The sequence below is a fragment of the Rhodococcus sp. ARC_M5 genome (assembly GCF_022810405.1).
Taxonomy (GTDB): domain Bacteria; phylum Actinomycetota; class Actinomycetes; order Mycobacteriales; family Mycobacteriaceae; genus Rhodococcoides; species Rhodococcoides navarretei.
In genome coordinates this window covers 25,335-35,891 of sequence record NZ_JALGQE010000017.1, presented here as the reverse complement: position 1 = coordinate 35,891, position 10,557 = coordinate 25,335, and the positions used below count along the sequence as shown (strand labels likewise).

Below are 10,557 nucleotides of genomic sequence, written 5' to 3'. Positions count from 1 at the left end.
ATGACCGTAACGTCCGTCCTCGTAGCCAACCGCGGCGAAATTGCCCGCCGCGTCTTCACTACCTGCCGCGCCGAAGGCATCGACACCGTCGCGGTCTTCTCCGACGCCGACGCGAACTCTCCGCACGTGCGTGAGGCCGATGCGGCAGTGCGGCTACCCGGAAACAGTTCGGCCGAGACGTACCTGCGCGGCGAGCTCGTCATCGCGGCAGCCGCGGCGGCCGGAGCCGACGCCGTGCATCCGGGATACGGATTCCTGTCCGAGAACGCCGATTTTGCGCAGCAGGTGCAGAACGCCGGCCTGACGTGGATCGGGCCGCCCGTCAAGGCCATCGAATTGATGGGCTCGAAGGTCGAGTCCAAGAAGATGATGGCCGACGCCGGAGTGCCGGTGCTGACCCAGCTCGATCCCGAGTCGGTCACCGAGAACGAACTTCCGGTGTTGATCAAGGCGTCCGCAGGCGGCGGCGGGCGCGGCATGCGTATCGTGCGCAACCTGGAGAACCTGGATTCGGAGCTGGAAGCGGCCGGGCGCGAGGCACTCTCGGCATTCGGCGACGGAACGGTGTTCGTCGAGCGGTACATCGAGACCGGCCGGCACATCGAAGTGCAGGTGATGGCAGACAGATTCGGCACCGTGTGGACGGTGGGCGAGCGTGAATGCTCTATTCAGCGTCGTCACCAGAAGGTCGTCGAGGAGGCTCCGTCGCCGCTCGTCGAACGCATCGACGGCATGCGCGAGAAGCTCTTCCATGCGGCGACACTGGCCACCGAGGCGATCGGCTACGAGGGTGCAGGCACGGTCGAATTCCTCGCCGACGAGAAGGGGAATTTCTTCTTCCTCGAGATGAACACCCGGCTGCAGGTGGAACACCCGGTCACCGAATGCACGACGGGACTCGATCTGGTAGCACTGCAGATTCGGGTGGCAGCGGGGGAGCGGTTGCCCGCCGAGCAGCCGGCAACTCGCGGACACTCCATCGAAGTTCGCCTCTACGCCGAGGATCCGGCCCAGGACTGGCAGCCACAGAGCGGTGCCGTGCACCGATTCGAGATTCCCGGTGCGCAGTTCGAGGTGTCGGACAAAGCTGGATACATCAGAGTGGACTCCGGCGTCGAGACCGGCAGTGTGGTGGGAACTCACTACGACCCGATGCTGGCGAAGGTCATCTCCTTCGCGCCGACGCGGGATCAGGCAGCGAACCTACTGGCCAAAGCGTTGCAGAAGGCCACCGTTCACGGCCTGAAGACCAACCGCGATCTGCTGGTCAACATTCTGCGGCACCCGGCGTTCGTGGCGGGGGATACCGATACGGCATTCTTCGACACGCACGGCCTCGACGTCCTGGCTCAGCCGATCGCGCACGGCCGAGGCGAGGAACTGTCCGCTCTCGCAGCTGCTCTGGCCGACGCGGCGAGCAACCTCCAACGAGCACGCGTGAATCGGGGACTGCCCGGCGGTTGGCGAAACCTGCGGTCGCAGCCGCAGCGCAAGACCTACAACGACATCACCGTCGAATATTCGATCGGACGCAGCGGGCTCACCTCCTCGGTGGAGGGTGTCGAACTGGTGGAGCACACGCCGACCTCGGTGACGTTGGACGACAACGGTATTCGACGTATCTTCACGGTCGGCAGCTACGGTTCGGCTGTCTTCGTGGATTCGGCGCTCGGTCCGGTTCGGTTGATCAGGGCCCCGCGGTTCACCGACCCCACCGACCAGGTCGCGGCTGGTTCACTTCTCGCTCCGATGCCGGGCAGCGTCATCAGAATCGCTGCCGCGCAGGGCGATACCGTCACCGCCGGTCAGCCCATCCTGTGGCTGGAGGCGATGAAGATGGAACACACGGTGACCGCACCTGCAGACGGTGTGCTCACGGAACTGAACGTTCAGCAGGGTCAACAAGTCGAGGTCGGTGCAGTTCTGGCCGTGGTATCAGAAGGAGCAGAGCAAGCATGAGTTTCATCGAAACCGAAGAGCAGAAGGGACTGCGCAACGCAGTCTCGTCACTGGGCAAGCGCTACAACTACATCGACTACGTGTTGCCCAAGGCGCGCAAGGGTGAGCCGCTGACCGAGCTGTGGAACGAGGCGGGCAAGCTCGGCTTCCTCGGCGTCAATCTGCCCGAGGAGTACGGCGGCGGCGGCGCAGGCATCTACGAACTCGCTCTCGTGCAGGAGGAGTTGGCTGCGCACGGTGCCGGTCTGCTGCTCGTGGTCGTCAGCCCTGCCATCTGCGGCACCATCATCGGCAAGTACGGCACGGGCGATCAGAAGCAGGAGTGGCTCACCGCCCTCGCCGACGGATCCAAGATCATGGTCTTCGGCATCACCGAGCCCGACGCCGGATCCAATTCGCATCAGATCACCACCACTGCGCGCCGTGACGGCGACGAGTGGGTCCTCAAGGGCAACAAGATCTACATCTCCGGTGTCGATCAGGCCGACGCTGTCTTGATCGTCGCGCGCACCGAGGACTCCAAGACCGGCAAGCTCAAGCCTGCCCTGTTCATCGTGCCCACGGACGCTCCGGGTCTGCAGAAGACGCAGATGGAGATGGACATCGTCGAACCCGATCACCAGTTCGTGCTGTTCCTCGACGACGTCCGGTTGCCCGCCGAGGCACTCGTCGGTGAGGCCGACGCTGCCCTGATGCAGCTGTTCGCGGGACTGAACCCCGAGCGCATCCTCGGTGCCGCGATGGCCATCGGAATGGGCCGGTACGCCATCGATGCCGCAGTGAAGTACGCCAAGGAGCGCACCGTCTGGAAGACGCCGATCGGGGCCCACCAAGGCTTGGCGCACCCGTTGGCGCAGTGCAAGATCGAGCTGGAGTTGGCGAAATTGATGATGCAGAAGGCTGCGGTGCTCTACGACTCCGGCGACGACTTCGGCGCTGCCGAGGCTGCGAACATGGCCAAATACGCTGCGGCCGAGGCCAGCATCAAGGCGCTCGATCAGGCGATCCAAACCCACGGTGGTGCCGGGTTGAGCAGTGAGTACGGCTTGGCTGCAATGCTCGGAGCGGCTCGTATCGCGCGCGTCGCACCGGTGAGTCGGGAGATGATTCTGAACTTCGTGAGCCAGCACTCGCTCGGACTGCCGAGAAGCTACTGATGGCCGTTCTCGCCGAGAACTCCACGAGCACGGCGTATTTGACGTTGGATTCGCCGGAGAACCGAAATGCGTTGTCCTCGGTGTTGGTCGAGGAACTGACGGCGGGCCTGATCGCTGCGGCGCACGACGACGACGTCAGAACGATCGTGCTCGGTCACACCGGCACGACGTTCTGCGCCGGTGCCGACCTCCGAGAGGCCGGTGCGTCCCCGGAGTTACGCACCCGGCAGATGCTCGATCTGATGCGGCTGATCATCGACACCCCGAAACCCGTCATCTGTCACATCGACGGACATGTGCGGGCCGGCGGCATGGGCCTGGTTGCGGCGTGTGACATCGCGATCGCCGGACCCGAGAGTTCGTTCGCACTGACCGAGGTGCGGCTCGGGCTCGCGGCATCGGTCATCTCGGTGGCCGTGCTGCCGCGGCTGACGTCCCGCGCGGCGAGTCACTACTTCCTCACCGGGGAGACGTTCGACGGGGCGACGGCCGAGGCGATCGGCCTGGTCACCGCGGCCGACGCCGTTCCCGCGGCCGCGGTGGCCGACTACATGATCATGTTTCGGAAGTGCTCGCCGCAGGGCCTGGCCGAGTCGAAACAGCTCACCACGGCAGCGATCCGACGCGAGATCGACGAACGCGGAACGGCCGTCGCCGAGCAATCGGCCAGGTTGTTTGCATCGGACGAGGCCCGAGAGGGGATGATGTCTTTTCTGGAGAAGAGGCCGCCGTCCTGGGTGGTCGAAAAGTAGGTCGGCAGAGCGTCGGTAGCAGTAGGGAGTATGGCGATGGTGATGGCGCGCGAACCCAAGCAGGACCGCAGCAGGGTCACGCGTCAGCGACTGCTCGAGGCGACGATCGATTCACTCGCCGAGCAGGGGTGGAGCGCCACGACCGTGGGCGTCGTCGCCGAACGCGCCGGCGTCTCTCGCGGCGCGACCCAGCACCATTTCCCGACGCGTGAGGACCTGATCACCGGAGCCCTCGAGTACATGTTCGACACTCGAATGGACCACGCACGCCGCGAGGCCCAGGAGATCCCGCCGGGTCCCGGCCGGACGAAACTCGTGGTCGAGCGGCTCGTCGAGTACTACACCGGCCCGATGTTCAAAGCCGCACTGCAGGTCTGGACGGCAGCGTCGGCCGACCCCGAGTTGCGCGATCGCATCGTGCCGCTCGAGGAACGGTTCGGCCGTCGTGCCCACCAGATGGCCGTCGAGAACCTCGGTGTCGACGACAACGATCCCGTCACCCACCGTCTGGTGCAGGCAACCCTCGACCTCGCTAGAGGACTGGGTCTCGCCGATGTGCTCACCGACGATGCGCGACGCCGTGCCGAGGTCGTCAGATCGTGGGCCGAGGTACTGGATACATCGTTGAACTCGCGGCTGTCCGCAGCGTCGGTGGGAGCTCGCTAGAACCCACACGGTCTGCAGCGCCGACCGACCTGTGCTTGAGTCTGGCGGGTGACTTCCGATACCGCACGCGTGCACCGCGGCCACATCTTTCACGTCGCCGGATCGCCCACGGTGCTCGACGCTGCCGCGTCGTTGGTGTCGATTCCCGACGGTGCGCTGGTGGTGTCCGGCGAGGGCACGATCGAGTTCTGTGGCGAGTTCGATTCTCTGCCAACGCACTACGCGCACCGGGAGATCGCTGATCATCGTCCCGGGTTTCTGCTGCCGGGATTCGTGGACACCCACATTCACTTTCCGCAGACCTATGCGGGTGATTCCTACGGCGGCGGGCAACTACTCGAATGGCTGAACACGTGCATCTTCCCGTCCGAGTCTCGCTTCGCCGATCCCGAGTTCGCCGCCGCGGCGGCCAGAGATTTCTGCGCCGCGCGAATCCGGGCCGGAACGACGCAGGCGATGGTGTTCGGATCGGCGTTCCCGCACGCGCAGGATTCGCTGTTCGCCGAGACGCTGGAGCACGGGCTGCGCATCGTCAGTGGACGCGGAGTTCAGACCACCGGCCCGGCGTCGGCGCAGGCGTTGATCACCGGTGAGGACGAGGCCATCCGACTGGTGTCCGAGGAGATCGAGAAGTGGCACGCGGCAGATACCGGCGACGTCGACACGGCGATGTTGCATGTGGCCGTCGTACCGCGGTTCTCGCTCTCGGTGACAACCGAGACGCTGAAGAATCTCGGCGAGCTCTACGATTCCGTCCGCGCCCGAGGTGTCTACTTCCACACGCACCTGAACGAGAACAACCGGCCGGGTACCGGCGAGATCGACGCCACCAAGAACGCCTACGGGGTGGACACCTACCTCGACACCTACGACGGCAAGTTTCTGCCGGGATCGCAGGTGGGCGGCAAGAGCTTCCTGGGTCGGCGCACCATCCTGGCCCACGCGGTGCACTGCCAGGACATCGAACTCGAGCGGTTGGCCGAAACCGGCACCTCCATTGCGCACTGTCCTACCTCGCAGCAGTTCCTGGGCTCGGGCACCATGCCGTGGAAGCGAACCGTCGCCGCGGGGGTGAACATCGCCATCGGTTCGGACTTCGGCGGAGGTGACGAATGGCTGCTGCCGCAGGTCCTCGCCGATGCGTTCAAGGTGCACATCTCCGAGGCCGGCGACGCCGGACTGTCGCTGCACCCGGCGGAGTTGCTGTTCACCGGAACCCTCGCGGGGGCCCGCGCGCTGGACATGGAGAGCCGAATCGGCAACTTCGACGCAGGCAAAGAAGCCGACTTCGTCGTCGTCGATCCGTCCGCGTGGCCGCAGCTCGCGACGGCGATCGACCACGGCGTCCGCGCCGACGATCCCGAACTCGCCCGCGACCAGACCCTGTTCGCGCTACTGATGGCGATGCGCGAGCCGGCCATCGTCGGCGTCTATGTCCGGGGACGCGCACTGCACGGCACATGACTGAGGTGCCGTCCGATTGATAGGTTCAGTGCGACGTCGAACTGCAGCATCGAACAGGCGAAGGACGGCATGAAGCGAGTGGCACTGGTGATCGCCGCGGTCGCCGCGCTGGTTGCGGGTTGCGCCGGTGCCGAGGACGCTGCCGGCTCAGAGGAGGCGTCGACGACAGCCACCTCCGCATACGAGCCCGGCCCCTTCTTCGGCGAATGCGGATCGATCACCGACGCCGAGGTGCAATCCGCGTTCGGGGCGGGCCCGTTCGGGCAGATCACCCGCAACTCCGTCGGCTGCCAGTGGGAGACGGTCGGCTTCGGCGGACCCGGCGTCAGCTTCTCCTGGTACCGCGGTAGCCCGATCGGCCGGGAACGGGCCGGTTCGGAGTTGATCGGCCGTCCGGCGAAGGACATCGAGATCGACGGCAACCCCGGCTTCGAGGCCGAGCGGGGCACACTGTGCGAGATCGGCGTTCAGTTCGGCGACGACTTCTTCCACTGGTCCATCACGTACTCCGACCAACCTGCGGCGCGCCCACCCTGTGATGTCGGAAACGAACTCGCACAGCTGACCGTGGAGCGCAAGCAATGACAACGCAAGCAATGAGAACGAGACGCGTCCTCGCCGCCACAGCGACCCTGCTACTCGCCGCCGGCTGCTCCCAGACCGTCGAGGGGACCGCGCGACCGGCGAGCTTCGGTGGCTCGGGTGGCGAAGAATTCACCGACTTGTTGACCGAGTGCGACGCCGTGTCCGACGACCAGATCACCGACACTGTCGGTGCCGACCTCATCGCTCAGGGTTTCCTCGGGGCCATCTGTCGGTGGGATCTCGTCGGCTCCGCGGGCACGGTGAAGGTGACGTTCAACTGGTTCGAGTCCGGCACTCTCGCAGCTGAGCGGGCCGCCAACGAGAAGTTGATGTACACCGTCACCGACACAACGGTCCAGGGACGCAAGGCAATCCAGGCCCAGCGCCCGAACGACCCCGACTCGTGCGGGGTCTCCGCCGGTGCGGATCGGGCGGGCATTTTCGGGTGGTGGGTGCAGTACCAGCCGGACGTCGCGCATCCCGATCCCTGTCAGGCCGCCGCCAAGCTCGCCGACCTCACGCTGAACCTCAGTCGATAGCCCGCGAACCCACACGAGGGGTGTTTTGACCCGAGGCGACGCTGCCGGGTATCGTTATGGGTCGTGTCCGGCCTGGCCGGACCGTTTGTGTGCCTATGCGAGGTACAGCCGTGCGCACGTTCGCTCGAAGAGCGCGCAACCGGCTGGACGTGTGGGGGTATGCGACACACCCGACCGCGGGGTGCAAGAGACCCGCGATAGCAGTACTGGAGCAGCAGCAGTACCGGGTGAGGAGCAGTGTTCTCTTGCTCCAACTGCTAGATCCCTGTTTATCGACACGAAGAAAGCCGGTTTATGCCAACGATCAACCAGCTGGTCCGCAAGGGTCGCACCGACAAGGTCGCGAAACTGAAGACCGCTGCCCTCAAGGGCAGTCCACAGCGCCGTGGCGTGTGCACTCGCGTGTACACCACCACCCCCAAGAAGCCGAACTCCGCTCTCCGTAAGGTCGCGCGTGTTCGCCTGACCTCCTCGGTCGAGGTCACCGCATACATCCCCGGTGAGGGTCACAACCTGCAGGAGCACTCGATGGTGCTCGTTCGCGGTGGTCGTGTGAAGGACCTCCCGGGTGTGCGTTACAAGATCATCCGCGGCTCGCTCGACACCCAGGGTGTCAAGAACCGCAAGCAGGCTCGTAGCCGCTACGGAGCCAAGAAGGAGAAGAGCTGATATGCCACGCAAGGGCCCAGCACCCAAGCGGCCGCTGATCAACGACCCGGTCTACGGATCGCCGTTGGTCACGCAGCTCGTCAACAAGATCCTTCTCGACGGTAAGAAGTCGACCGCAGAGCGCATCGTCTACCAGGCGCTCGAGCAGGCTCGCGAGAAGACCGGCACCGACCCCGTCGTCACGCTCAAGCGTGCACTCGACAACGTCAAGCCGGCCCTCGAGGTTCGCAGCCGTCGCGTCGGTGGTGCCACCTACCAGGTGCCCGTCGAGGTTCGTCCCGGCCGCTCCACCACGCTGGCACTGCGCTGGCTGGTCACCTTCTCGCGCGCTCGTCGTGAGAAGACCATGGTCGAGCGTCTGGCGAACGAGTTGCTCGACGCCAGCAACGGCCTCGGTGCCGCTGTGAAGCGTCGCGAGGACACTCACAAGATGGCCGAAGCCAACAAGGCGTTCGCCCACTACCGCTGGTGATCTCCTCGCTCGGGCGGTATTCGGAACTATCCGATGCCGCCGGAGCGTTGATCAGCTCAGGCAATACCTCTTCCAACACCAAGGCGGGTTAACTCGTGGCACAGGACGTGCTGACCGACCTACTCAAGGTCCGCAACATCGGCATCATGGCTCACATCGATGCCGGCAAGACCACCACTACCGAACGCATCCTCTTCTACACCGGTATCTCCTACAAGATCGGTGAAGTTCACGATGGCGCAGCCACGATGGACTGGATGGAGCAGGAGCAGGAACGTGGCATCACGATCACCTCTGCTGCCACGACGTGCTTCTGGAACGAAAACCAGATCAACATCATCGACACCCCCGGGCACGTCGACTTTACCGTCGAGGTGGAGCGTTCGCTCCGCGTGCTCGACGGCGCTGTCGCAGTGTTCGACGGCAAAGAAGGTGTCGAGCCGCAGTCCGAGCAGGTGTGGCGCCAGGCCGACAAGTACGACGTGCCGCGTATCTGCTTCGTCAACAAGATGGACAAGCTCGGTGCGGATTTCTACTACACCGTGCAGACCATCATCGATCGCCTCGGTGCCAAGCCGCTGGTCATCCAGCTGCCGATCGGCTCCGAGAGTGACTTCGAAGGCATCGTCGACCTCGTCGAGATGAACGCGAAGATCTGGCGCGGCGAAACCAAGCTGGGCGAGACCTACGAAACCATCGAGATCCCCGAAGATCTCAAGGAGCGCGCAGCCGAGTACCGCGAAATGCTGCTCGAGACCGTGGCCGAGTCCGACGAGGCGCTTCTGGAGAAGCACTTCAGCGGCGAAGAGCTCACGATCGACGAGATCAAGGCTGCCATCCGCAAGATGACGGTCAACAGCGAGCTGTACCCGATCCTGTGTGGATCCGCGTTCAAGAACAAGGGCGTTCAGCCCATGCTCGACGCGGTCATCGACTACCTCCCGTCTCCCCTCGACGTTGCCGAGACCATCGGACACGCCGTCGGCGACGAGGAGAAGGAGATCACTCGCAAGCCGTCCGCAGACGAGCCGTTCGCAGCTCTCGCGTTCAAGATCGCTACGCACCCCTTCTTCGGCAAGCTGACCTACGTCCGGGTGTACTCGGGCAAGGTCGACTCCGGCGCTCAGGTCGTCAACTCGACCAAGGGCAAGAAGGAGCGTCTGGGCAAGCTCTTCCAGATGCACTCCAACAAGGAGAACGCGATCGCGACCGCATCTGCCGGTCACATCTACGCGGTCATCGGCCTCAAGGACACCACGACGGGTGACACGCTCTGCGATCCGCAGAACCAGATCATCCTCGAGTCCATGAGCTTCCCGGACCCGGTCATCCAGGTCTCGATCGAGCCGAAGACCAAGTCCGACCAGGAGAAGCTGGGAACAGCCATCCAGAAGCTCGCCGAAGAGGATCCCACCTTCTCGGTGAAGCTGGACGAGGACACCGGCCAGACCGTCATCGGCGGCATGGGCGAGCTGCACCTCGACATCCTCGTCGACCGTATGCGTCGCGAGTTCAAGGTCGAGGCCAACGTCGGCAAGCCGCAGGTCGCGTACCGCGAGACCATCCGCAAGACGGTCGACAAGCACGACTACACGCACAAGAAGCAGACCGGTGGCTCCGGCCAGTTCGCGAAGGTCATCATCAAGCTCGAGCCTTTCGAGGGCGAAGACGGCGCGACCTACGAGTTCGAGAACAAGGTCAGCGGTGGTCGTGTGCCGAGGGAGTACATCCCCTCGGTCGACGCAGGTGCTCAGGACGCCATGCAGTACGGTGTTCTCGCCGGATACCCCCTGGTCAACGTCAAGGTCACACTGCTCGACGGTGCGTACCACGACGTCGACTCGTCGGAAATGGCCTTCAAGGTCGCCGGCTCACAAGCGTTCAAGGAAGCCGCTCGCAAGGCCAGCCCCGTCATTCTCGAACCCGTCATGGCCGTCGAGGTCATCACGCCCGAGGATTACATGGGTGAGGTCATCGGCGACCTGAACTCCCGCCGTGGTCAGATCCAGGCCATGGAGGAACGCAGCGGTGCCCGTATCGTCAAGGCACTGGTTCCGCTGTCGGAGATGTTCGGCTACATCGGAGACCTTCGGTCGAAGACGCAGGGCCGCGCAAACTACTCCATGGTCTTCGATTCGTACGCAGAAGTTCCCGCGAACGTAGCGAAGGAAATCATTGCGAAGGTGAATGGAGAGTAATTCTCTTCGTTTGCTGGACCACGCTCGACCTGTAATAAGAAACAACACATACGCGTGCTTGCCCCGCAGGGGCTCGCACAGATCAGTCCAGGAGGA

General features: G+C 64.3%; 10 protein-coding genes. All 10 read left to right on the top strand.

Going from position 1 to position 10,557, the window contains the following annotated elements; translation table 11 throughout:
* The 10 genes from MTX34_RS20935 to fusA all read left to right on the top strand — a co-directional run bounded on the left by MTX34_RS20935 (position 1) and on the right by fusA (position 10,461).
* Positions 1-1,959: a biotin carboxylase N-terminal domain-containing protein gene (locus MTX34_RS20935; protein WP_243596026.1), complete on the top strand. Its 1,959-nt coding sequence runs from the start codon at positions 1-3 to the stop codon at positions 1,957-1,959.
* Positions 1,956-3,116 (top strand): acyl-CoA dehydrogenase family protein, encoded by a 1,161-nt coding sequence (locus tag MTX34_RS20930; protein ID WP_243596025.1) that lies wholly within the window; start codon positions 1,956-1,958, stop codon positions 3,114-3,116. Before MTX34_RS20935 ends, MTX34_RS20930 begins: the two co-directional genes overlap by 4 nt.
* Entirely contained in the window at positions 3,116-3,868 is a 753-nt protein-coding gene (locus MTX34_RS20925; protein ID WP_243596024.1) for an enoyl-CoA hydratase family protein, read from the top strand. The genes MTX34_RS20930 and MTX34_RS20925 overlap by 1 nt, the downstream gene beginning before the upstream one ends.
* A 42-nt stretch (positions 3,869-3,910) precedes the next feature.
* Positions 3,911-4,534, top strand: coding sequence for a TetR/AcrR family transcriptional regulator (locus MTX34_RS20920; RefSeq protein ID WP_243596081.1), 624 nt, complete (start codon positions 3,911-3,913; stop codon positions 4,532-4,534).
* A gap of 48 nt (positions 4,535-4,582) precedes the next feature.
* Positions 4,583-5,998 carry an amidohydrolase family protein gene (locus tag MTX34_RS20915; protein WP_243610674.1) on the top strand — a complete coding sequence of 472 codons (1,416 nt, stop codon included), beginning with the start codon at positions 4,583-4,585 and terminating at the stop codon, positions 5,996-5,998.
* 69 nt (positions 5,999-6,067) lie between these two features.
* A complete protein-coding gene (locus MTX34_RS20910; RefSeq protein WP_243610673.1) occupies positions 6,068-6,583 on the top strand; it encodes a DUF3558 domain-containing protein in 516 nt (171 codons plus the stop codon).
* 11 nt (positions 6,584-6,594) lie between these two features.
* Complete coding sequence (locus MTX34_RS20905; protein WP_243610672.1) at positions 6,595-7,122, top strand: DUF3558 domain-containing protein; 528 nt, start codon at positions 6,595-6,597, stop codon at positions 7,120-7,122.
* A 294-nt stretch (positions 7,123-7,416) separates the two neighbouring features.
* Complete coding sequence (rpsL, locus tag MTX34_RS20900) at positions 7,417-7,791, top strand: 30S ribosomal protein S12 (RefSeq protein WP_008714048.1); 375 nt, start codon at positions 7,417-7,419, stop codon at positions 7,789-7,791.
* 1 nt (position 7,792) lies between these two features.
* Positions 7,793-8,263: a 30S ribosomal protein S7 gene (gene rpsG, locus MTX34_RS20895; protein WP_003941856.1), complete on the top strand. Its 471-nt coding sequence runs from the start codon at positions 7,793-7,795 to the stop codon at positions 8,261-8,263.
* Between the two features lie 95 nt (positions 8,264-8,358).
* On the top strand, positions 8,359-10,461 hold the full coding sequence (gene fusA, locus MTX34_RS20890; protein ID WP_243596019.1) for an elongation factor G: 2,103 nt from the start codon (positions 8,359-8,361) through the stop codon (positions 10,459-10,461).
* Positions 10,462-10,557 lie beyond the last annotated feature (96 nt).